Raw genomic sequence first — 21,782 nt, 5'->3', positions numbered from 1 at the left:
CCACATAAAACCAGTGCTAAACCGTGAATAAATACTCATTCTTACATCGCCAGATCTACCCGAACACCTTGGTCAAAATAGAGAATTCTCACCTTCGCTCCGGGATTGAAAAGCATGTTTTTATCAACATCCTGAATAACATTGATCAAAACACCTTGCTCACTTTGAATCAGCAGTTCAACCAACTGGTAGTCCACTTGGTATTCACTACGGCTCTGATTATGTGCAATTACTGCGCCCGCCAGCGCTCCAACTGCAGTCGCCACCTCCTTGCCACTGCCGCCACCAAACTGATTGCCCACTAACCCGCCGATGGTTGCTCCTAGCAGCGTCTTCCAGCCATTGCCTTGTGAACGTTGTACCTCCTGATGCGTGATATAGCGAACGGATTGCACCTCGCCATATATGACTTTGTTCACGGGCTTTGCTACATTCCTCTCATAGGACGCATTAACCAAAAAAGGAAAGAAGAATAGACACCATAACCATTTTTTCATAATTTACCCCCAACTCCTGATGACACACCGTTTATGGCTATTTATCTGACCGAACTCGATAGAAAAAGTTTAGACTTTCCACCAGCACAAAGTGCACTTGCTGACCCAAATGGGTTGTTGGCATTTGGTGGCGACCTACAACCACAACGACTCCTTAATGCGTATCAGCAAGGTATTTTTCCTTGGTATGGGCCAGGTGAACCTATTCTGTGGTGGAGTCCTTCACCGCGGGCAGTGTTTGACCCTAATACCTTTTCTCCAGCCAAAAGCCTGAGAAAATTCCAAAGGAAAGCGGCTTACCAAGTCAGTATTAATCAGGCGACAGAGCAAGTTATCTACATGTGCGGCACCACTCGCGCTGCTGATGAAACTTGGCTTAACGAAGAAATGCGCGAGGCCTATACGCTACTTAGTCGACAAGGTGCTTGTCACTCGGTAGAAGTTTGGGCAGATGGCCAGTTGATCGGTGGTTTTTATGGTATTTCAGTTGGGCAGCTTTTTTGTGGTGAATCCATGTTTAGCACTCGCAGCAACGCCTCCAAAATTGCCCTGTGGTATTTTTGTCACCATTTCGCCCGCCATCACGGCAAGCTGATTGACTGCCAGGTAATGAATCCTCACCTTCACTCACTCGGCGCCTTTACTATTCCGCGCGAGGAATTTCTAAAACGCCTGCTATGCTTAAAGAAACAGTCGCTTGCAGCGAATTGTTTTTTGCCACAATGGTTGGAGGAACCCGATAAATGAGTTCAGATATTCACCAAATAAAAATAGGGCTCACAGACAACCATCCATGCAGTTATCTGCCAGAGCGTCAAGAACGTGTCGCTGTCGCCTTAGAACCAGAAATGCATTCCGCAGAAAGCTATGAAGTGTTGCTCGCGAACGGATTTCGCCGCAGTGGTGACACGATTTACAAGCCACACTGCGATCTTTGCCAAGCGTGCAAGCCCATCCGCGTTGCCGTTCCCGATTTTGTGCTGTCGAAAAGCCAGAAGCGCTTGAGAAAAAAGTCCAGAAAACTGAGCTGGTGCCTCAAAAAATCCATGGATAGTAACTGGTTTAGTTTGTATAGCCGCTATATTACCGCTCGTCACAAACACGGCACTATGTATCCGCCACAGAAAAAGGATTTCGCCCACTTCTCCCGCAGTCAGTGGGTTACCACCCTGTATCTTCATATTTATGAAGGAGAACGGCTTCTGGCTATTGCGGCTACTGACATCATGGAGCAGTGCGCTAGCGCCTTTTACACATTTTTTGATCCCGATTATCCGCTTTCCCTTGGCACCCTTGCGGTTTTGTTCCAGCTCGAGCACTGCCAGCAAGAACATAAGCAGTGGCTCTACCTTGGTTATCAGATTGATGAATGCGAAGCGATGAACTATAAAGTTCGTTTTGAGCGTCACCAAAAACTAGTAAATCAGCGTTGGCAAGGGTAGAATACGCCCCAAGTTTACATATTTGCTTTTTGACGGCAGAATTAGCCCGTTAAAAAATCGCCAAGTTTCTAAGAGGATTAAATGGCTAAAGAAGACGTAATTGAGATGCAGGGTACCGTCCTTGATACTCTACCTAACACTATGTTTCGTGTTGAGCTAGAAAACGGCCACGTTGTTACTGCGCACATTTCCGGCAAGATGCGTAAGAACTACATCCGTATCCTTACGGGTGACAAAGTAACTGTAGAGATGACTCCATACGACCTATCCAAAGGCCGCATCGTCTTCCGTGCCCGTTAATCACGATTATCGGATACAAACAAAAAGCGGAGCCAGAAGCTCCGCTTTTTGTTTGTCTAATGCACACTAGGGAACGCTTCTTCTACGTTCAATAACAAAGAAAAGCAGGCCGGGGCCTGCTTGGTTAACTTGCGCTTTCGCTTAATGAACTGCTTCTTCTCGCGTGGTTAAGTACTCGAATTGAAGTTCATCGGACTCAAGCGTCACTTTCACTGTACCACCATCGATCAGCGAGCCAAACAGTAGCTCGTTTGCTAACGGCTTTTTCAGCTTGTCTTGAATCACACGGCCCATCGGGCGTGCCCCCATCGCTTTGTCATAGCCTTTACTAGCCAACCAGTGACGAGCATCCTCAGAGACTTCCAAAGAGACACCGCGTGCATCAAGTTGTACCTGCAGCTCAACGATAAACTTATCGACCACTTGATGAATAATCGCTTCATCCAAGCTATTAAACCAGATGATATTATCGAGACGGTTACGAAACTCTGGTGTAAAGACTTTCTTGATCTCAGACATCGCATCAGGGCTGTGATCCTGTTGAATTAGACCAATGGATTTCTTCTCTGTCTCAGCCACACCGGCGTTGGTTGTCATGACCAAGATGACATTACGAAAATCGGCTTTACGGCCATTGTTGTCCGTAAGCGTGCCGTTATCCATCACTTGCAGCAGCAAGTTGAAGATATCAGGATGCGCTTTTTCAATTTCATCCAACAACACCACTGAGTGAGGGTGCTTCAATACTGCATCGGTTAACAAGCCGCCCTGATCGTAGCCTACATAACCCGGAGGCGCGCCGATTAGGCGACTGACTGAGTGGCGTTCACCATACTCTGACATATCAAAGCGCAGCAGCTCGATCCCTAAAAGTTTCGATAGCTGTACGGTCACTTCGGTTTTACCGACACCAGTCGGGCCTGCAAACAAGAAAGAGCCGACGGGTTTATGATCGGCACCAAGGCCTGCACGGCTCAGTTTGATTGCTTCACAAAGCACATCAATGGCTGCATCTTGACCAAACACAAGCATCTTCATCTTATCATCCAGATTTTTCAGGATGTCTTTATCGGATGAGGAAACAGACTTCTCGGGAATGCGAGCCATTTTTGCCACCATGGCCTCAATGTCAGCCACACCAACCGTCTTCTTGCGGCGACTGGCTGGGGTTAAACGACTTCTTGCGCCTGCTTCGTCGATAACGTCAATCGCTTTATCTGGTAAATGACGCTCGTTGATGTATTTGGCAGACAATTCCACTGCTGCTCGTAGTGCTTTATTGGTATAACGAACATCATGATGCGCTTCATACTTTGATTTCAAGCCCATCAAGATCTTCGTCGTGTCATCTAGCGAGGGCTCAACAACATCAATTTTCTGGAATCGGCGCGACAAAGCACGCTCTTTCTCAAAAATGTTGCTGTATTCTTGATAAGTCGTCGAACCGATGCAACGTAATTTGCCACTACTTAACAAAGGTTTAATTAAGTTTGCGGCATCAACTTGGCCGCCAGAAGCGGCACCTGCGCCAATAATGGTATGTATTTCATCAATAAACAGAATTGCGTCTTTCTCACGCTCAAGCTGTTTTAAAATAGTTTTGAAGCGTTTTTCAAAATCACCGCGATATTTGGTACCCGCTAACAAGGAGCCGATATCCAACGAATAAATTACGCTGTTTTTAATTACTTCAGGTACAGTTCCCTCGACAATACGCCATGCCAGTCCTTCCGCAATGGCCGTTTTTCCAACCCCTGCTTCACCAACCAACAGAGGATTATTCTTACGACGACGGCACAACACTTGGATTGTCCGTTCTAACTCTTTGTCTCGGCCAATCAGTGGATCAATATGCCCTTCTTTCGCCACCTGATTCAGATTGGTGGCAAAACTCTCAAGGCGTTCATCTGAACCAGTTTCTTCTGTACTATCTGAGTGAAAAGAATCCGGAGAGGAGTCATCACTGGCCCCTGTGGCTTTTGTGATGCCATGAGAAATAAAGTTAACGATATCTAAACGAGAGATGTCATTTTTCTTCAACAAATAAGCGGCGTGAGATTCTTGTTCGCTAAATATGGCGACAAGTACGTTAGCACCAGTGACTTCGCTTCTTCCTGAGGATTGCACATGGAAGACAGCACGTTGCAAAACTCGTTGAAAACTGAGAGTAGGTTGAGTTTCGCGGGTTTCATCGCTCTCTGGGATAAGGGGCGTAGTTTGGTCGATAAATATATCGAGTTCGTGGCGTAAAGCGTCTAGATCCGCTTTACAAGCAATAAGGGCTTCCTTAGCAGCATCGTTTTCTAGCAATGCCAGCAGGAGGTGTTCAACAGTCATGAACTCATGTCGTTTGTTACGAGCACGAGCAAAAGCGCCATTTAGGCTCGACTCCAGTTCTTTATTCAGCATAAGTACCTCCCGTAAGAACAACTTGGTTGCTCGAGCAAGTCTTATTGTTACGCTTGCTCCATGGTGCACAGAAGCGGATGCTCATTTTCCTTTGAGTACATCGTAACCTGCGCGACTTTCGTCTCTGCAATCTCTGCACTATACGTGCCACAAATTGCTTTTCCTTCATAATGGACCTTGAGCATGATTTGCGTCGCCTTGTCCAGATCATGCGAAAAGAATCGCTCAAGTACGTCAATCACGAAATCCATCGGCGTATAATCATCGTTATTTAACAAAACGTTATACATTTTGGGCGGTTGGATTTTGGTTTTCTCTAGCTCCAGAAGATCTGAGTCCGGAGTGACCCATTCAAATTTTTTACTCATGGCCTAAACACAACGTTGGGAACTTTTACAGGAAATCAGACACCTGAAACACTTTATCATAAGCTGCCAGTAGGTTGTAGTCAGTCAGGGCGTGCGAATTCGTATTCCTCATTTAGAGACTAATGCACCTCTAGGGTCGCTGCAAATAAAAAGAAGATGACAACGATACTTGTGCAAGCTGTTTGATGATAAAAAAAGCAACCGTCAACACAAAACACGGTTTATGATGGCTTTTTGAACACGAGACATTTGCAGAAATGTTAACCATAAAGGTGACCTGTTTGCAATTCTGTTGTTATTTATACATTTTTACTATTGACTACGACCAATCATTGACTACATTGTCGAGTGGTGGTGATTTTTTCTTCACTTTATGTTTGATTTCGCAAAACGCAAATCCTGCAACATCAGTTTGAAAAAATTCACCATTATTTTTTACATTTAGCGTGAACGCTAAATAAGCCATCTGTCTTTAGTGGGCTTAGATTGGTTTAACAACATCAGTAACAAAAATGCATGAGGGATGTATAGCATGGCTACAGGTACAGTAAAGTGGTTCAATAACGCCAAGGGATTTGGATTTATTTGTTCAGATGAAGAGGATGGTGATATTTTTGCCCATTACTCCACGATTCAGATGGACGGTTATCGTACTCTGAAAGCAGGCCAACAAGTCGCATATGAGGTAGAAAAAGGTCCTAAAGGATGCCACGCAAGCAGTGTTGTACCGATTGAGGCGCTCGCTAGCAAGTAATTGACTGGCTATCACAGCACTACTTGTTCTTTAAGTGCGACGCAAGATTAGAAAACCCGCTCAGTCATTTGAGCGGGTTTTTAATTTATGCGTTAGAGGTCATCGTTCATTAGCCGATGACACTATTGAGCGTTTGGCTAGGCCGCATAAGAGCTGACGTTTTGCTCTCATCAAACAGATAGTAACCGCCTAAATCCCCCGGCACACCTTGCGCGCGATTTAATTCAGACACAATTTGTTCTTCTTTCTCAGCTAACTCCTTCGCAATTGGAGCAAATTCAGTCGCTAGCTCAAGGTCTACCGTTTGCTGCGCCAGTGCTTTTGCCCAATAAGCTGCAAGATAATAGTGACTTCCACGGTTATCAAGCTCACCCACTTTGCGTGATGGTGACTTGTTGGTATCAAGAAACTCTCCAGTCGCTTTGTCCAACGCATCGGCGAGAACTTGTGCTTTTTTGTTGCCAGTGACCACGCTCAAATGCTCAAGCGAAGCTGCCAGCGCAAGAAACTCACCCAAAGAATCCCAGCGTAAGTGGTTCTCTTTTTGCACTTGCTGCACGTGTTTTGGTGCTGAGCCGCCAGCACCCGTCTCGAACAAGCCACCGCCGTTCATCAACGGGACGATTGAGAGCATTTTCGCCGACGTACCTAGTTCTAGAATTGGGAACAAGTCCGTTAGATAGTCACGTAGTACGTTCCCCGTGACTGAAATAGTATCTTGGCCCGCTTTCATTCTTTGCAACGAATACTGACAAGCTTCTACTGGCGACAAGATCTTAATTTCCAAACCTTGAGTATCATGATTTGCCAAGTAAGTAGTGACTTTCTTAATAAGTTCTGCATCGTGAGCACGCTCTTGATCAAGCCAAAATACCGCAGGAACGCCTGTCGCGCGAGCACGTGTCACCGCCAACTTCACCCAATCTTGGATAGGTGCGTCTTTAACTTGGCACATACGGAAGATATCACCTTCCTCAACCACTTGTTCAAGAAGCACAGTACCTTGTTCATTAACCACACGTACTACGCCTGCTGCATCGAGAATGAAGGTCTTATCGTGAGAACCGTATTCTTCTGCCTTCTGCGCCATCAATCCGACGTTTGGTACACTACCCATTGTCGTAGGATCAAACGCGCCATTCTGCTTACAGAAATCAATGACGGCTTGGTATACGCCAGCATAACAACGATCTGGGATCATCGCTTTGGTGTCTTTTTGTTTGCCGTCAGGTCCCCACATTTGCCCCGAAGCGCGCAACATCGCTGGCATTGAAGCGTCAACAATAACGTCGCTTGGTACATGGAGGTTGGTAATACCACGGTCAGAGTCAACCATAGCCAGTGCAGGTTGTTTCTCATAAACGGCCGCGATGGCAGCTTCAATCTCTTCTTTCTGCGCATTCGGTAAAGAGGCAATCTTAGCGTACACATCGCCTAAACCGTTATTCACATCCACACCGAGCTTAGCAAACAGTTCTCCGTACTTATCAAACACCTCTTTGTAGTACACCTTCACTGCATGACCGAAAATAACCGGGTCGGAGACCTTCATCATGGTGGCTTTCATGTGCAGAGAAAGGAGCACATCTTGAGCTTTTGCTTCGGCGATCTCTTTCTCAAAAAAAGTCACTAGCGCATTTTTACTCAGCACCGCACTATCGATGATCTCTTGATCTTGCAGTGCGAACTCTTTTTTCAACACCTTGCTGCTACCATCTTGGCCAACAAACTCAATCTTTACTTTAGTTGCGCCATTCACCGTGACTGACTTTTCAGTGCCGAAAAAATCTTTCTCGTCCATGCTGGAAACGTGCGACTTTGAATCAGATGACCATGCGCCCATTGAATGGGGATTTTTCTTCGCATAGTTCTTCACCGAAAGTGGTGCACGGCGATCGGAGTTCCCTTCACGAAGCACTGGGTTTACAGCACTGCCTTTGATTTTATCGTAGGTAGCTTTAATGGCTTCTTCTTCGTAGGTGCTTGGCTCTTCAGGGTAATTCGGCAGATCATAACCCTTGTCCTGCAACTCTTTTATCGCCGCTTTCAATTGAGGAATCGAAGCAGAAATATTGGGCAGTTTGATGATATTCGCTTCTGCTGTTTGTGCCAGTTCGCCTAGCTCTGTCAGTGCATCACCGATTTGCTGCTCGGCTTTTAAATGCTCAGGGAAGTTTGCAATGATGCGTCCAGCCAAAGAGATGTCGCGGGTTTCAACATTAATACCCGACGATGCGGTAAACGAGCGGATGATAGGCAACAGAGAATAGGTTGCTAGTGCTGGTGCTTCATCGGTAATGGTATAGACAATTGTAGGTTTTTCTGTAGGCATGAAATTTCCCTATATTTCGGTACGCCACAGTAACCCATGGCGTGTGGAATTGACGCGCTTTGCACTAAACTGAGTATCAGTGTCTCCCCAAGTACAAATCGCCGTTTGGCACTCGATTGTTCTTTTCGAAAATGCGTATTTGAGTTTGTCGCTCTAAATCCATGAGTGCACGTTTATAATTAAACAAATCGCGCGAATTAGTCTATCATTCTGACGCTTTTGCTAGTCTAAGGCGCGCAAATCATAGCTGATTTCAGAATAAGTTGGAACTTATACACACAGTTCATTTACATTTTTGCAAGGTGGTTAACATGTCATTCCGTTCTAGTCGTCATTCCTCTCGCTCTAAGAGCGAACAGGCAGAATCGCGATTTAAACACGCCAAGAAAGGCATGGCATCTGATTCAATGAAGCTGCGTCGGGCGAATAAAAAGCCCAAAGCTGCACTAAAAACGGCCGAACGCAAAGTGATTTTGTTTAACAAGCCTTTTGACACTCTGAGTCAATTTACCGACGGAGACGGAAGAAAAACGCTCGCTGACTACATCCCAATTAAAGAGGTGTACGCCGCAGGTCGGCTTGACAGAGACAGTGAAGGACTGATGGTTCTCACTAACGATGGCATTTTGCAAGCCAAGTTAACACAGCCGCAATCGAAATCGCCGAAAACCTATTGGGTACAAGTAGAAGGAGCTCCGACAGAGGAACAACTCGAGCCCCTTCGCCAGGGCGTTGAACTTAAAGATGGGATGACCTTGCCCGCCAAAGTAGAGATCATGCAAGAGCCTAAGTTGTGGGAAAGAAATCCCCCTGTGCGCTTTCGAGCCTCGATTCCTACCACTTGGCTGGTCATTACCATCATCGAAGGACGCAACCGACAAGTCAGACGCATGACGGCTCATATTGGCTTTCCGACACTGCGTCTAATTCGTTACTCAATCGGTGAGATGACACTGGGTGAATTACAGCCTGGAGAGTGGACTGAACTACCCAAAAGTTAAAGGACTACTGCGCTAGTAGCCACTGCTTAAACGCCTCTTGATCTTGCGATGACGCTTTTTGATACGTGGCTTTCATAATATCCAGCACTGTACTGTCTGCGGCATTTTGCGTTACCACATGTTGTTTATTTGCGAGCTGAGGATTAACGACTGACTGCTGATGCTGGTTAGCCGTCACGTACGTAACCGCAACACTGGCGATACCACCAGAGATGTTGTAGTTCTTAGCCTCCTCGGAATAATCTCGACCCCATTGAATCCCATCCGACTGGAGTACATCTTCTGCCACAGAAACCGCCTGATCATGACTATTTAGCAGTTCCCATTGCAATGGGGAGATGCTCTCTTTGGCAAGCTTGTAGCTCCTAAACTTGGGCACGGATAATGTTAACGTTTCATTTTCGGCACTAAACTTCGCAATAATAACATCACTGTACACCTTGCGTACTTCGTCTTTCACGTCGTAGGAGGGTTTATACTGAAATACAATTTGGTTAATACCATTTTCTAGCTTTGTAGTTTTGAAGCTGGAAAAAAGCCCCCCTTCAGTTATTGGTTCGCTCATATTAACTGAAAGCAGATCAACGCCCTCGGGGATACGAAGCTGCACGCTACTAAAAGCATTAAACGACACCAACGCGGCTAACATTGCGAATGATCGATAAAACATTCAAACCTCCAAAAGAAAAAGCCCAGTATACACTGGGCTTTAATAAAACTAGCTAAACAATCTTACCAGTACACGCGAGCGCCGATACCGTAGTTGTTTTCTTTATCTGCTTTGTTGTCGTCATCTTGCAGTGCGAGTTCTGCGTATACACGAGCCCAACCAGACAGCTTGTACTCAACACCAGCGTATAGGTTGGTGAAGTCTTTGTCTGCCGCTTGGTAATCGCCAACAAACTCATAACCACCGTAAACTTTGGTCTTGTCTGCTACTTTGTATGACCCAGCAATAACTAGAGAGTCAGTCTCCAGCGTGTAGTTTACTTTTTTGTTTTCATTCTCTGCGTGCCAGTAAGTTGCACCAACGTCAAACTTGTCCGCAGCATAGGAAACAGTCAGCATTACATGCTTGATTTCACTGTCTTTAGTAGATTTGATAGCAGTACCCATACCTGTATCAGGATCGATTGCTGCACCGTAGCTAGTGGTTGAAGTAGTTTTATCTGTAATTAGACCGAAACCGCCGTATACAGAGATCGCATCAAACGATGTACCTGCAAATACTTCAAATGTAGTTGGGTTCGCATCACCGTTGTCGTAAGAGTACGCTGCTTTCAACCAACCAGCTTCAGCTTCAAGAACGTATTTAACCATTGCTTGTTGTAGCCAGTTTACGCCGAAACCATCCGCTTCTGGTAGAACACTGGTACCACCGTAGAAGTATGAGTTTTCCGCGCCCCACACATCATCAGTCAGGATGCTGTCTTTACCAACCGTTACTGTACCGAAATCACCACTTAGGCCAACAGTGTGCTTACGAGTAGTGAATGCAGCAGTATCGTTGATATTGAATTCAATCAGGCCAAGAACGCTAAGGTCGTCAGAAGCCTTGTAGTTCACTTTAACACCAGCGCGAGAAGAACCTGATTTCAGTGTCGCGTCGTTGTCGTCATTCTTTTTCAGTTCTTGACGTAGTTGACCGTAGAAATCTACAGAACCTTCGTCAGACTTGAATACTTCAGCTGCATTTACAGAACCTGCTGCTACTAGAACAGCTAGTGCTACTAGAGTCTTTTTCATAATTAATCCACTGCCTTTTCTTAGTTTGGGATATCCTTGCCCGATTCCCTTTTGTAATTGATGCCGACCTAAGCAAGCCCGTGGTCGGCATCTGTAAATTTCATAAGCTAGATTGCAAAAGATTATTCTGCCTGTCAAATCCACCACCAAAAATCATAAACAAAAATAAATAACAATAAAAATCAATATTTTACATGTTTTTGTAACCATTTTTCGAGGCAGTTCCAAGCCCTACCTCTACATCATCAACATTTGAAATACGGCAACATTAAAGAGTAAAATACTACCAGTTAACATTAAAAACACAATTTATAGATTTTAATTCCATGAAAACACCAAGCATGGAGCTTTATATTTTTTGTTAGACAAATTAATTATAAGTTTATGAAGGTTCAGTTTTTTTTTGTGAAGAAGATCGACATTTTCTCTAAAAGCAGCGAATTTCGTGAAGTACGACTCTGTTAGTGATGTGTGCTACTATCAGCTGGTCTGAACACAGGTCACAGTATGCTAACCAGTAAAATTCAAAAATCCATTCGCGCCAGTTATCAAAATCTGCAATTTCAATTGGAAAACTTTATCCCTCGACGAGCACAAAACTACCTCGTTGCAGAAATTGCAAAAACACTTTGTGGAAGCTATCACAAGTCTAACCGTATCATCGTGGCGGAAGCCGGAACGGGGATTGGTAAATCGTTATCGTATTTAATGGCCACGATTCCTGTCGCGGTAATGAATAACCGTAAAGTGGTTATTTCGACCGCCACCGTTGCTTTACAAGAGCAGCTCATCAATAAAGACTTACCACTTTTTAGACGAATTTCGGATCAGAATTTCTCCTTTATTTTAGCGAAAGGCCGCCAGCGCTACTGTTGCGCAGAGAAGCTCGCGGCGGCCTGTGGATCGGACGGAAGTCAGTTGGCAATGTTTGAAAGTAAGCCAAAGAAAAAGGACATTGAACTTCTTGAGACTATGTTCCGCAGCTTGGCTGAGGGGAAATGGGATGGCGACAGAGACAGTTGGCCCAAACCAATAGACGACTCGCTCTGGCTAAGTATCGTGAGTGATAAGCACAGCTGTAACAATAGCTTATCAGCCCATCGCCAGTGCCCGTTTCAAAAAGCCCGTTCTGAGCTGGATAAAAACGACGTCATTATTGCTAACCATAGCCTTGTGATGGCCGATGCCGATCTCGGTGGCGGTGTGATTTTACCTGAACCTGAAAACACCATTTATGTGTTCGACGAAGCCCACCATTTGCCTCATGTTGCGCGAGACCATGCCTCTGCCGCTGCAAGCCTAAAAGGTGCTGCAACATGGTTAGAGCGCCTTAACCAGTCGGTGACAAAACTGACCTCTTTGGCGGATGGAAAAAGAGTCGGTCGATTTCACAATGAGCTTCAGCAAGCGATACAGATCCTGATTCCGAGTTTAAACCAACTGGTCAAACAGTTTGATGCGAGCCATTTTATTGATGGTATCTATCGTTTTGAGCACGGCATCTTACCCACTTGGTTGGAAGAGCAGTCGAAAGAACTCAAAACTTTTAGTCACAAAGCCAATCAATCGCTTGCCAAAATTGCCGATCTTGTCGCGGAACGAGTTAAAGATGGCGAACTTTCGGCAAAACTGGCCGAACCTGCCTTGGCAGAACTCGGCTTTTATATTCAGCGGACAGAGAATCTCGCCCAAGTTTGGAAGCTCATGGCCGAGCCAACACGTGAGAAAGGTGCTCCGCTTGCACGATGGTTGGAAGTTCATCCTGATCGTGAAGGGGATTTCATTGTCAGTGTTTCGCCATTGGAAGTGGGCTGGCAACTTGATAAGCAGCTTTGGAGTCGCTGTGTCGGTGCGGTGTTGGTTTCTGCCACTATGCGAGCGTTGAATTCATTCCAATACTTCTGTTTTCAAGCAGGCATCGATCAAAGCCCAGATTCCGGCACGCAATTTCTGGCGCTGGCTTCTCCATTTGATTACCAAAACCAAGCTGAACTGATTGTTCCAGCGACTCGCTACGAACCACAAGCCCCGCAGTTTACGGAATATCTTAGCGAAATTTTGCCTAAGTATTTAAAAGACAAACAAGCGAATCTGGTTTTATTCTCATCTTATAAGCAGATGAATCAAGTGGCTGAAAACCTTGAATCTTTATTTGTAAAACAAGGCTGGGCGCTGCAAGTACAAGGCTCAAGCTCGCGCGGCGAGATTCTAAAAAAACATAAAATGTTGGTTGAATCAGGTAAAACCAGCGTCCTTTTTGGCACGGGCAGCTTTTCGGAAGGGCTTGATCTGCCGGGCGAGCTGCTCTCGAATCTAGTGATTACCAAGATACCGTTTGCTGTACCAACCTCCCCTGTCGAGCAAGCACACTCAGAGTATATAGAATCTCGTGGCGGTAACCCATTTATGCAGATTACGGTTCCAGAGGCGAGTAAGAAGTTGATTCAATCGGTTGGCCGATTGCTGCGCAAAGAGCGGGATTCTGGTACAGTCACCATCCTTGATAGGCGAATCGTCTCTAAGCGTTATGGCAAAGCGTTGCTTGATTCTCTACCACCTTTTAAACGCGTTATTGAATAATGATCAGTAACTACCTTGCTGCATGACAAACAAAATAAGAAAGATGAGTAAAAGACCCTATGGAATTTTTGGATCCCACCGTGCTTGCGGTGCTGGCCTTAGTGGCCTTTGTCGCAGGATTTATTGACGCGGTGGCGGGTGGGGGCGGTATGCTGACCGTTCCCGCGCTACTTTCTCTCGGACTCCCACCGCACATTGCGCTGGGTACTAATAAACTGGCGGCGACATTTGCCTCTTCCACCGCCGCTTTTACTTATTATCGAAAACGTCTCTTCAAGCCACGATGTTGGCTAAGAGCATTTATCGCTACATTGGTGGGCGCTACTGTCGGCACCATGGTGGTCGATGCTATCAGCACGGATTGGCTGGAAAAACTTCTACCGCTGATCATTCTTGCTGCCGCCTTGTACACCATTTTGCATAAAACGCCCGATGCCAATCGCAACAGTGCAACGCCCGCCCCCTGCCCTATGCTCAATAAAAAGCAATATGGGCAAGGGTTCGTGCTTGGTTTTTATGATGGCGTGGCAGGCCCAGGAACGGGCGCGTTTTGGACAGTCAGCTCCATGGCGCTTTACAGACTCAATATCCTCTTGGCCTCTGGGCTTGCCAAAGCAATGAACTTCACTAGCAATTTGACCTCTTTGGTAACTTTCGCCATGCTGGGCCATATTAATTGGGGGTTAGGCCTGATTATGGGCGTTTGTCTCATGGCTGGTGCGTTTGTTGGTGCTCACTCTGCTATTCACTTTGGCGCAAAATTTATCCGCCCGGTTTTTGTCACCGTGGTCAGCATTTTGGCAGTTAAACTCGCCTATGACGCGTGGTTTGTTAGCTTATGAAGTTAAAGGAAGTGGCAGAAAAACTTGAACAAATGGCCGTGCAGGCCACCCAGATGGATAGTCTGCGTGGTGAACATCACGCCCCACTGTTTGATGAACAACTGTTTAGCTGCCGAGCACATGTGCTCACCCCTTGTGTTGAAGAAGCCAAAGCGACGCTAGAGACCCTGATGCGCGAGCAAAATGAACAGATACTAACCTCGCAGCGGGCACAATTTCTCTCAGAACGACTACTGACCCAACTTGCCGCGATATCACGTGAGCTTCTTGCTGATAAAGTGACTCGCAAAGATGCCTCGGTAGCGATGAATTATTCTCGCAAGCCCATCAACCTCCTGTACCAAGAATTGGCTCAGCATCAAGAATGGAGACGGAGATTGCGAGAGTTAGTAACGGAAAAACAGCGCGCGCTGGTTATGGCATCAGCTCCAGACAGAGCACAAGCGCAGCAAGCGTTATTGGTGGCGGAGCAGCGTTTAGCACGCTGCCAAGCCGCAATAGTGAAGATTGAAAACCAGATAACTGACCAAGAGAAAGACAACCAATGAGCAATATTCACCCTCCCCTTGAGCAGGCACCCGAGGAGATCAAACTGGCGGTTGACCTGATCTACTTATTAGAAAGTAACGAAATTGCCCCAGAAATCGCCCTAGCGGCGCTGAAGATCGTTCAACAAGATATCGAGCGGAAACTACAAACCCAGCAGCTTTAACGGTAATAAAAGCGAGGAAAAGCGAAATCCACCTCGCTTGATCGTGACACCTTAACTTGATTGTTAAACCTTAAATTGCGACATTAACTTTTGCTGCTGGCGGGAAAGATCTTCCATTCGGGCCCCAGCGGCCTCAGATTCCCCCGCCTGAGATAAGATCTGCCCGCTGAGATCGCGGATATTGGCCACGTTTTGGTTCACTTCTGCCGAGACTTGTTGCTGCTCTTCCGCCGCCTTAACGATTTGGCTATTCATATCGTTGATCGCGGCAATCGACTCAAACACGCTTTGCAGTTCAAGCACGGCATTTTTCACCTGCACTGAGGTTTCACGCGCTAACTCGTTCGCTTGGGTAATGGTCGTAACAACCGCCGTCGTCCCCGTTTGTACCTGTTCAATCACTTGGCGAATCTCGCCCACCGAGTCGTGAGTTCGGCTGGCTAAATTGCGCACCTCATCGGCAACAACCGCAAAACCACGCCCTTGATCTCCGGCTCTAGCCGCTTCAATCGCCGCATTCAAAGCCAGTAAATTGGTTTGTTCTGAGATGGCCTCAATCACGGTCAAAATCTCAGTGATATTGCCATTGTTGCGAGCCAATTCCTCAACAACCGGCACAGCCTGCATCATCCGCTCTACCAGTTTACCCATCTCCTGCTCCGAGCGTTCGATCACATGCTGACCATTACTGGTTGATTCACTTGCCCGATTGGCCGCGTCTACGGCGATTTCGGCATTGTGCACCACCAAGCCTGCCGTTTGCGTCATTTGCTCTGCGGCTGTCGCCACTAAATCGACTTCGCGAAATTGCGACTCACTGCTTGAACGAGTTTCAACCGCCGCCCGTTTTGCGCCCTGTGTCTGCTCTGCAAGTTGCTCAGAGGTTTGCACTACATGACGGATCGTTCGCTGTAGCTTTTCTAAAAAGGCATTAAAACTGCCAGCAAGTTGGCCTATCTCATCACCACTTTTCACTTCGAGACGCTGAGTTAAATCCCCCTCACCTGAGGCGATATCTTGCAATCTCATCGCCACGGATCTTATCGGTTGTACGAGACGTGAAGCGGCGAAGGCGACTGTCAATAAGCCTAAGATGACCAGTGATACACCCACTAGCAGTTCAAACTTGATGCCTTCGAACACTTTCTGGCTGATCATCTCATCCAAGGTAACTGCGTCTGCCAATACCGCCGATCGTGGCATCTCAAAAATCACGCCCCACGTTTGGTTTGCAATCGTCAACGGCGCAAACACAATCAACCACTGGCCGTCTTCGCTCCAGTTTGTTTGTGCCTCACCACCATAGAGCATATCAGTCAGCAAATTGGCAGAAACGTATTGACTGGAAAATGGCTGGCCAACTGGCTTGTTGTCATCATCACTGGCGAGCAACGTGCCATCCAAGCTGACCATGCTCACGCGTCCAGCACCACCAAACAGACTGGCGTCAGAATCATTGGCGATTTGTTGCAGAGGATCTAGACGAACATCAATGCCCATAAAACCGATCGATGTTCCATCCAGAAGAATCGGCACCGAAATGGAGGTGGTAAGGAAATTTCCCTCTTGTGAACTTTCCATTCTTGGCGAGGTGATGCATGAGGCATCAGAATTGAGTGGACACAAAAAGCGCTCACTATTTTCATCGGCGCTGAGCACCTTCTCTGACAGAACATTGGCCAACACATTCTCACCATTCGCGGCAAGCTTCCAATAAGGAGCAAACTGCCCTTTTTCATTGGAACCGACGTACTCAGCATTAACGTAGTTCGCATCTTCACCATCGAGCATGTTGGGTTTGAAAACCAAATAGGCGCCTTGCATGGTTTTAAAATTGATGACCGACTTACGCACCATTTCATCTAACGCGGTACGCAGCGCTTCACTTTCTCCAAAGTTTTCTTCGGTGTTGGTCTTGTAAAAAAGGGCGTTCGCCGCGAGCATCTCAGCACGGTATAAAGATTCCGTAAGATATTCAGACACTTCAGTAGCATTGAGCAGCGCACGGGTCTGAACCAATTGCTCCGACTTTTCACTAACCGATAAGCTGCTTTGCGCTTTAAGCACTTGCTGGTTGGCAATCGCGTTATAGACCGAAAAGCCAATCAAAGAGAGGGAGGTCAGCAACAAGCAGACACCGGACAGCAGGGTAATTTTCCACTGCACAGAAAGAGTTCGCATACTACATCCTTATTCGCAAACAATGGAGGGAAGGAAATGGTTTATTTCGGTTTCATTAAAGCATAACCGACCTCAATATCAATTACATTTGTTACACAATTGTATCCCGTAAGGGTACGACAGAGAAAAGTGGCGCTCAAACTGACACATGACTTGATGTCGAAAGTATCGGTGGTAACATCAGATAAAACAACCGAACCAGGAAGAATAATGAAAGTAGTCAGCTTTAATATCAATGGCTTGCGTGCTCGCCTCCATCAACTGCAAGCCCTTATCGATAAACATCAGCCCGATGTCATTGGTCTGCAAGAGATTAAGGTACACGATGAAGCCTTTCCGGTCGCTGATGTTGAGGCCATGGGCTACAAAGTCTATTTCCATGGACAGAAAGCACACTACGGTGTCGCTCTGCTGTGTAAACAAGAACCGCTGTCGCTGCAAAAAGGCTTTCCAACGGACAACGATGATCACCAAAAGCGTATGATTATCGGCACTTTTTTACATGAAAATGGCGAGAAAGTGACGATTTTAAACGGTTACTTTCCGCAAGGGGACAACGTTGAACATGAGACTAAATATCCTTACAAACGCCAGTTTTATCAAGATCTCATGGGCTACTTAAATACCCACCACAGTAGCGACGAAAAATTGATCGTTATGGGGGATATCAACATCAGCCCGATTGACGCTGACATCGGCATCGGTGAAGTTAACCGCAAGCGCTGGCTAAAAACAGGCAAGTGCTCTTTCCAACCAGAAGAGCGCGAATGGCTAAAAACCTTGCTCGATTGGGGGTTGGAAGACACCTTCCGCCAACTTCATCCAACGGTGGACGACAAGTTCTCTTGGTTCGACTATCGCTCTCGCGGATTTGATGATAATCGCGGTCTGCGTATCGACGTGATCTTAGCAACCCCGTCTCTCGCCAGCAGTTGTGTGGAATCGGATGTCGACTATGGGCTGCGCGGTATCGACAAACCCTCAGATCATGCGCCAATCTGGGCGGTGTTTAACTAATTCCGTGTGATGAATAACAACGAGGGAGCTCAACGGCTCCCTCTTGCTTTCCTCTCTATTAAGCACTAGCGTGGCCAAGCTGTCGTGCCATCAACCGTGATCATCTGTGTGGCAAACTCGTTGGTGCAGTATCCCGTATTTGAGGTGACAAAGTAGTTCATCGGCATCAGCACATAGTTGCCGCTGGCCACCTGAACTTTGGCTTTGTTGCTAAACGTGAGCCCCCACATATCAAGATACTGGCGCATGTCCCGCTGCAAAACGTAGCTTATTGCAATCAACAGCCAGTCATTATTGCTGATGCTTTGAGCCTCGTCATAGCTATATTGCTCAAAGCCAATCGTGGCTTTTTGCTTGTCCCACAGTTCTGGACTTGCAGCAAGGCGATTAAACTCTCGCTCAATCAAGTGCAAGCGTCCGAGCAGATGCCAGCCATCTTGCAGCACACCTTGCTGCTGCGCGGCCATCATCATCTGGATATAAACACGCGCACCCCAACTCCAACTGCTCTGATCTTGGGCTGCCATAAAGGCATTAGCATCGGCTTGTGAACGACTTTGCTGCAACAGCTCAAATAAGCCTTTGAAATCGAGCGACTGACATTGTGATTCTTTGCCCGTCTCTTTGAAAAAACGTGACTTACTAAAATACGAGTAATAGTTGGTGGTCGAGTGCCCTTCCCAAGTCGCGAAGCGAAAGCGGCCTTTTTCCAAGCCATGCCCAAGCTCATGCAAATCTCCATGCCCAAGCGGACTAAACGCCCAATACGCATCGTAAGGGTTCCCAGAACAACCATAACCACAAGTCGCTTGGTCTGCGTTCATGTGCTTAACAACATCAATGGTTTCAACTTGCCAGCCCTTTTGCTCAGCGTAGCCTTGGACCTCGTCAATCACATCAATCCCCGGGCCTTGAAAACCCGCCAGAGCATGAGGGTAATTGTGCACGTATTGCTCTGTCGCTTGTGCCATTGCCGCTGCATCACCACCCCAGTCCGAGGCGGAAATGGATTGCAACATTTTGTCGCGTTTCGAGTGCACTTCGAACCCAGGCGTGATGAGCTCCGCCCAATCAAATTCTCCTTGTTGCAGCTGCATCGCGAAACGCACGTTATCTTCGCTGCTGCGCCAAACCGGATGCTCGGCAACATGAGAAAAAGTGAGTTCAACAGGCAAGTCGTTACCATCAAAATGGACTTGGATCGGACCACCGTAGGCCGATGTCAGGGTAATGGTCTCACCCGACTTAACTTCATAGGTGGTCGAGGTCAAATGCTTAGGGCGATTGTAACCCTCTTTAGAAAACTCATGCGTTGCGCCACTTCGAAGAGAATTGATGGCGATGGATACCTTAACGGCGCTGTTGTCTCGGCGCGTCACCTGAAAGCTTTCTCCCGGTAACGCATATACGCCCGCGGCACGAAAGTGACGCTTTGACAACAACGAAACGGATTTGGCAACGCGAGCGACATTATCTCCAAATTCACTGCGACTAAAATTGCCCATATCTGGCTGTTTGGGGTTGATCTTACGAGAGTGGTATTGAATGTAGTCAGCAAAGTAAGACTGCAGAAAATCTGCGCTTGGCGTAGTGAGCTTGTCCATCGGGAAACGCACATCCTGACGGTAGCGATCCGCCAAAAGCACGATTAATTTCTCATATTCGTAATAGTCGCTGGCAAACAGGTCAATTTTCGCTTTATCGAGACTCTGCAAATGGGCGCGCAGCTGATTCGCTACCGGATAAAACTGCGTATCCATGTTTGCCGTCGCCTCGCAAGACTTGTCATCGCATTGCGCGAGATCGACATCAAAGCCGTTACTGGCAAAGCGCTGTAAAAACGCCAGTTGTGTTGCTATCTCTTCCGGCACACGATTTCGCAATTGATTCGGCTGCCAATCCACAACCCCTAGTTTGCGCCAGTAGTTATCGCCCACATAGCGAATGTGCAATTGCTCAAACAACGCCGTACCGAGCTCTGTCATCCCGCCGTCCCAGTGCAGATAGAGCACCGGAATGTCATTTTTCAGTGCATACGCTAGCCCCTGCACCACTGGTTGAATGCTATCTCCATCGTTGAGATGTTGGGACAAGATGAGCAGATCAGGCTTTTCATCAAGACAAGCAAGCAGTTTCTCCCCGTCACATTGGTTGGCGGCGTTGTACGTCACGCCATCGGCAAACTTGGCGGTAAGCCAATTGCGCGTTGCTTGTTCATCCGGGAAATAATAGGACTGGTCAAGCTGTGCTAAAACCACCTTGCTGTTGCTCGCAAAACGGCCTTGGTTTAGCCAAGTGATCACATTCTCTAACCACTTTTCCATCGCTTGATTGACCGACGTGGGAAAACGCTGCGCGGTGCGAAACGGATTGCTACCAAGCGCCGCATAGCGGTTGCCCGATGGGGTCAAACCGCCAATTCCTAAGGTTAAGGTTTGATCCGGATAGCCCGATTGCATCGCTTTATTGGTCTGCAATATTACATCATTAAAGCCATAGGTCGGCGCTAACACCGCAGCATCATGGGTTGGGTCCCAATAAAGTTGCTCAGCCTCATTGGCTAAGTCAGCCCAGAGCTGATTGTAGGTTTGCGTATTGCGCTCAACCCAACGACTCGCCGCTGAGATCAGAACATTCGGATCCGACACCAACAGCGCATTTCCTGACTGCAACGCCTTTTCAACTTCAGACTGAATCTCTGGTGCTGGTGATGAACTATTATCACCACCGCAGCCTGTTAACATCGCCAAAACGGCGACCAAATAACCGATTTTCTTCATCCACTGCTCTCGCTTTTGTTTTGCTGAGAGTTTACTTATCAGCTACGCCACAACAATAATGAGGATATTTGGCATCTCAAACTCTGAAGCAAGCTAACAGAATGAAAAAAACGGCACTCACAAGCGCCGTTTTCAAACGATTAACTCAATGGCCGTAAATAGGCCAAAAAGCGTTTTTCGGCATTTTTAAAACACCACAAAATACAAAACGTTAGCATCATGTAGAAAAAGCCTGCGGTCAAAAACGACTCAAATGGCGCGTAATAGCGGGAGTTGACCAGACGCGCTGCCCCTGTCAGATCCATGATGGTGACAATCCCCGCTACTGCACTGCCATGCAGCATGAAAATCACTTCGTTGCTGTAAGCCGGTAGTGCGCGGCGCAACGCACTTGGCAAAATCACTCGACGGTAGGTCTTCCAAGTACTCATGCCATAGGCTTTGGCCGCTTCGACTTCGCCTTTCGGCAAGCCGTTGATAGCACCGCGAATGATCTCAGCGGTATAAGCCGAGGTATTGAGCACAAAGGCGACCAGTGCACAGAACCAAGCATATTCCCACAACGTCCCTTTGACGGGGAAAAACTGATCCATTCCGTAGTAGATCAAGTAAAGCTGCACCAACAGTGGCGTACCGCGGAAAAAGTAGATATAGCCCCAAGTTGGCAAGCGTAACAACGGGTTATGGCTGTTTCTCGCCACCGCAAGTGGGATCGCCAAGCTCAAACCAATCACCAGCGAGAGAGAAACTAGCCACACTGTGGTCCACAACCCCTCAAGATAAACGGGAAAACTGTCTAAGATTAAAGAAAAATCCATATT

General features: G+C 47.0%; 19 protein-coding genes. 10 read left to right on the top strand and 9 right to left on the bottom strand.

Annotation, left to right across the window (positions count from 1 at the left end; genetic code table 11):
• Nucleotides 1-41 precede the first annotated feature (41 nt).
• Nucleotides 42-497: an outer membrane lipoprotein gene (locus EWA64_RS14085; protein WP_061893845.1), complete on the bottom strand. Its 456-nt coding sequence runs from the start codon at nucleotides 495-497 to the stop codon at nucleotides 42-44.
• A 33-nt stretch (nucleotides 498-530) separates the two neighbouring features.
• Here EWA64_RS14085 and aat point away from each other — a divergent pair, with 33 nt between their 5' ends.
• The 3 genes from aat to infA all read left to right on the top strand — a co-directional run bounded on the left by aat (nucleotide 531) and on the right by infA (nucleotide 2,239).
• Entirely contained in the window at nucleotides 531-1,244 is a 714-nt protein-coding gene (aat, locus tag EWA64_RS14080) for a leucyl/phenylalanyl-tRNA--protein transferase (protein ID WP_061893844.1), read from the top strand.
• Complete coding sequence (locus EWA64_RS14075; protein ID WP_061893843.1) at nucleotides 1,241-1,939, top strand: arginyltransferase; 699 nt, start codon at nucleotides 1,241-1,243, stop codon at nucleotides 1,937-1,939. Before aat ends, EWA64_RS14075 begins: the two co-directional genes overlap by 4 nt.
• Nucleotides 1,940-2,020: 81 nt before the next feature.
• Nucleotides 2,021-2,239 carry a translation initiation factor IF-1 gene (gene infA, locus EWA64_RS14070; protein WP_001040192.1) on the top strand — a complete coding sequence of 73 codons (219 nt, stop codon included), beginning with the start codon at nucleotides 2,021-2,023 and terminating at the stop codon, nucleotides 2,237-2,239.
• Between the two features lie 141 nt (nucleotides 2,240-2,380).
• On the opposite strand, the gene clpA is transcribed toward infA, so the two are convergent.
• A complete protein-coding gene (clpA, locus tag EWA64_RS14065) occupies nucleotides 2,381-4,648 on the bottom strand; it encodes an ATP-dependent Clp protease ATP-binding subunit ClpA (protein WP_061893842.1) in 2,268 nt (755 codons plus the stop codon).
• A 47-nt stretch (nucleotides 4,649-4,695) separates the two neighbouring features.
• On the bottom strand, nucleotides 4,696-5,016 hold the full coding sequence (clpS, locus tag EWA64_RS14060; protein ID WP_061893841.1) for an ATP-dependent Clp protease adapter ClpS: 321 nt from the start codon (nucleotides 5,014-5,016) through the stop codon (nucleotides 4,696-4,698).
• 532 nt (nucleotides 5,017-5,548) lie between these two features.
• Between clpS and cspD the strand changes: the two genes are divergently transcribed.
• Entirely contained in the window at nucleotides 5,549-5,770 is a 222-nt protein-coding gene (gene cspD / locus EWA64_RS14055) for a cold shock domain-containing protein CspD (RefSeq protein WP_061893840.1), read from the top strand.
• 109 nt (nucleotides 5,771-5,879) lie between these two features.
• On the opposite strand, the gene EWA64_RS14050 is transcribed toward cspD, so the two are convergent.
• On the bottom strand, nucleotides 5,880-8,102 hold the full coding sequence (locus EWA64_RS14050) for an NADP-dependent isocitrate dehydrogenase (RefSeq protein WP_061893839.1): 2,223 nt from the start codon (nucleotides 8,100-8,102) through the stop codon (nucleotides 5,880-5,882).
• 311 nt (nucleotides 8,103-8,413) lie between these two features.
• On the opposite strand from EWA64_RS14050, the gene EWA64_RS14045 reads away from it, so the two are divergent.
• Complete coding sequence (locus EWA64_RS14045; RefSeq protein ID WP_061893838.1) at nucleotides 8,414-9,103, top strand: pseudouridine synthase; 690 nt, start codon at nucleotides 8,414-8,416, stop codon at nucleotides 9,101-9,103.
• Between the two features lie 4 nt (nucleotides 9,104-9,107).
• On the opposite strand, the gene EWA64_RS14040 is transcribed toward EWA64_RS14045, so the two are convergent.
• Nucleotides 9,108-9,773, bottom strand: coding sequence for a DUF2057 family protein (locus EWA64_RS14040; protein ID WP_061893837.1), 666 nt, complete (start codon nucleotides 9,771-9,773; stop codon nucleotides 9,108-9,110).
• Nucleotides 9,774-9,835: 62 nt separating this feature from the next.
• Nucleotides 9,836-10,849: a porin gene (locus tag EWA64_RS14035; protein ID WP_061893836.1), complete on the bottom strand. Its 1,014-nt coding sequence runs from the start codon at nucleotides 10,847-10,849 to the stop codon at nucleotides 9,836-9,838.
• Nucleotides 10,850-11,356: 507 nt separating this feature from the next.
• Between EWA64_RS14035 and dinG the strand changes: the two genes are divergently transcribed.
• Genes dinG through rsmS form a run of 4 tightly spaced genes read left to right on the top strand, consistent with a single transcriptional unit; the run spans nucleotide 11,357 to nucleotide 14,983 of the window.
• Nucleotides 11,357-13,429, top strand: a complete 2,073-nt coding sequence (gene dinG / locus EWA64_RS14030) for an ATP-dependent DNA helicase DinG (protein ID WP_061893835.1) — start codon at nucleotides 11,357-11,359, stop codon at nucleotides 13,427-13,429.
• Between the two features lie 59 nt (nucleotides 13,430-13,488).
• Nucleotides 13,489-14,271, top strand: coding sequence for a TSUP family transporter (locus EWA64_RS14025; RefSeq protein ID WP_061893834.1), 783 nt, complete (start codon nucleotides 13,489-13,491; stop codon nucleotides 14,269-14,271).
• A complete protein-coding gene (locus tag EWA64_RS14020; RefSeq protein ID WP_061893833.1) occupies nucleotides 14,268-14,819 on the top strand; it encodes a primosomal replication protein in 552 nt (183 codons plus the stop codon). The genes EWA64_RS14025 and EWA64_RS14020 overlap by 4 nt, the downstream gene beginning before the upstream one ends.
• Nucleotides 14,816-14,983 carry a pleiotropic regulatory protein RsmS gene (rsmS, locus tag EWA64_RS14015; protein WP_061893832.1) on the top strand — a complete coding sequence of 56 codons (168 nt, stop codon included), beginning with the start codon at nucleotides 14,816-14,818 and terminating at the stop codon, nucleotides 14,981-14,983. Before EWA64_RS14020 ends, rsmS begins: the two co-directional genes overlap by 4 nt.
• Nucleotides 14,984-15,046: 63 nt before the next feature.
• Here rsmS and EWA64_RS14010 read toward each other — a convergent pair whose 3' ends face one another.
• Nucleotides 15,047-17,164, bottom strand: a complete 2,118-nt coding sequence (locus tag EWA64_RS14010; RefSeq protein WP_061893831.1) for a methyl-accepting chemotaxis protein — start codon at nucleotides 17,162-17,164, stop codon at nucleotides 15,047-15,049.
• A 210-nt stretch (nucleotides 17,165-17,374) separates the two neighbouring features.
• On the opposite strand from EWA64_RS14010, the gene xthA reads away from it, so the two are divergent.
• Nucleotides 17,375-18,181, top strand: a complete 807-nt coding sequence (xthA, locus tag EWA64_RS14005; RefSeq protein WP_061893830.1) for an exodeoxyribonuclease III — start codon at nucleotides 17,375-17,377, stop codon at nucleotides 18,179-18,181.
• A gap of 65 nt (nucleotides 18,182-18,246) precedes the next feature.
• Here the strand turns inward: xthA and EWA64_RS14000 are convergent, their stop codons facing one another.
• Both EWA64_RS14000 and EWA64_RS13995 read right to left on the bottom strand, forming a co-directional pair.
• On the bottom strand, nucleotides 18,247-20,961 hold the full coding sequence (locus EWA64_RS14000; RefSeq protein WP_061893829.1) for an ImpA family metalloprotease: 2,715 nt from the start codon (nucleotides 20,959-20,961) through the stop codon (nucleotides 18,247-18,249).
• A 140-nt stretch (nucleotides 20,962-21,101) separates the two neighbouring features.
• Nucleotides 21,102-21,779, bottom strand: coding sequence for an ABC transporter permease (locus EWA64_RS13995; protein ID WP_061893828.1), 678 nt, complete (start codon nucleotides 21,777-21,779; stop codon nucleotides 21,102-21,104).
• Nucleotides 21,780-21,782: the final 3 nt, after the last annotated feature.

The sequence above is a fragment of the Vibrio cidicii genome, assembly GCF_009665415.1.
Lineage (GTDB): Bacteria > Pseudomonadota > Gammaproteobacteria > Enterobacterales > Vibrionaceae > Vibrio > Vibrio cidicii.
This window is presented reverse-complemented; position numbering and strand designations above follow the sequence as displayed.

Excerpts from the sequence above, each read along its gene's own strand:
- cspD (WP_061893840.1), top strand. The coding sequence starts at position 5,549 with ATGGCTACAGGTACAGTAAAGTGGTTCAATAACGCCAAGGGATTTGGA.
- EWA64_RS14040 (WP_061893837.1), bottom strand. The coding sequence starts at position 9,773 with ATGTTTTATCGATCATTCGCAATGTTAGCCGCGTTGGTGTCGTTTAAT.
- EWA64_RS14075 (WP_061893843.1), top strand. The coding sequence starts at position 1,241 with ATGAGTTCAGATATTCACCAAATAAAAATAGGGCTCACAGACAACCAT.
- dinG (WP_061893835.1), top strand. The coding sequence starts at position 11,357 with ATGCTAACCAGTAAAATTCAAAAATCCATTCGCGCCAGTTATCAAAAT.
- infA (WP_001040192.1), top strand. The coding sequence starts at position 2,021 with ATGGCTAAAGAAGACGTAATTGAGATGCAGGGTACCGTCCTTGATACT.
- EWA64_RS14050 (WP_061893839.1), bottom strand. The coding sequence starts at position 8,102 with ATGCCTACAGAAAAACCTACAATTGTCTATACCATTACCGATGAAGCA.
- EWA64_RS14025 (WP_061893834.1), top strand. The coding sequence starts at position 13,489 with ATGGAATTTTTGGATCCCACCGTGCTTGCGGTGCTGGCCTTAGTGGCC.
- EWA64_RS14000 (WP_061893829.1), bottom strand. The coding sequence starts at position 20,961 with ATGAAGAAAATCGGTTATTTGGTCGCCGTTTTGGCGATGTTAACAGGC.
- xthA (WP_061893830.1), top strand. The coding sequence starts at position 17,375 with ATGAAAGTAGTCAGCTTTAATATCAATGGCTTGCGTGCTCGCCTCCAT.
- clpA (WP_061893842.1), bottom strand. The coding sequence starts at position 4,648 with ATGCTGAATAAAGAACTGGAGTCGAGCCTAAATGGCGCTTTTGCTCGT.
- EWA64_RS13995 (WP_061893828.1), bottom strand. The coding sequence starts at position 21,779 with ATGGATTTTTCTTTAATCTTAGACAGTTTTCCCGTTTATCTTGAGGGG.
- EWA64_RS14085 (WP_061893845.1), bottom strand. The coding sequence starts at position 497 with ATGAAAAAATGGTTATGGTGTCTATTCTTCTTTCCTTTTTTGGTTAAT.
- EWA64_RS14035 (WP_061893836.1), bottom strand. The coding sequence starts at position 10,849 with ATGAAAAAGACTCTAGTAGCACTAGCTGTTCTAGTAGCAGCAGGTTCT.
- rsmS (WP_061893832.1), top strand. The coding sequence starts at position 14,816 with ATGAGCAATATTCACCCTCCCCTTGAGCAGGCACCCGAGGAGATCAAA.
- EWA64_RS14010 (WP_061893831.1), bottom strand. The coding sequence starts at position 17,164 with ATGCGAACTCTTTCTGTGCAGTGGAAAATTACCCTGCTGTCCGGTGTC.
- clpS (WP_061893841.1), bottom strand. The coding sequence starts at position 5,016 with ATGAGTAAAAAATTTGAATGGGTCACTCCGGACTCAGATCTTCTGGAG.
- aat (WP_061893844.1), top strand. The coding sequence starts at position 531 with ATGGCTATTTATCTGACCGAACTCGATAGAAAAAGTTTAGACTTTCCA.
- EWA64_RS14020 (WP_061893833.1), top strand. The coding sequence starts at position 14,268 with ATGAAGTTAAAGGAAGTGGCAGAAAAACTTGAACAAATGGCCGTGCAG.
- EWA64_RS14045 (WP_061893838.1), top strand. The coding sequence starts at position 8,414 with ATGTCATTCCGTTCTAGTCGTCATTCCTCTCGCTCTAAGAGCGAACAG.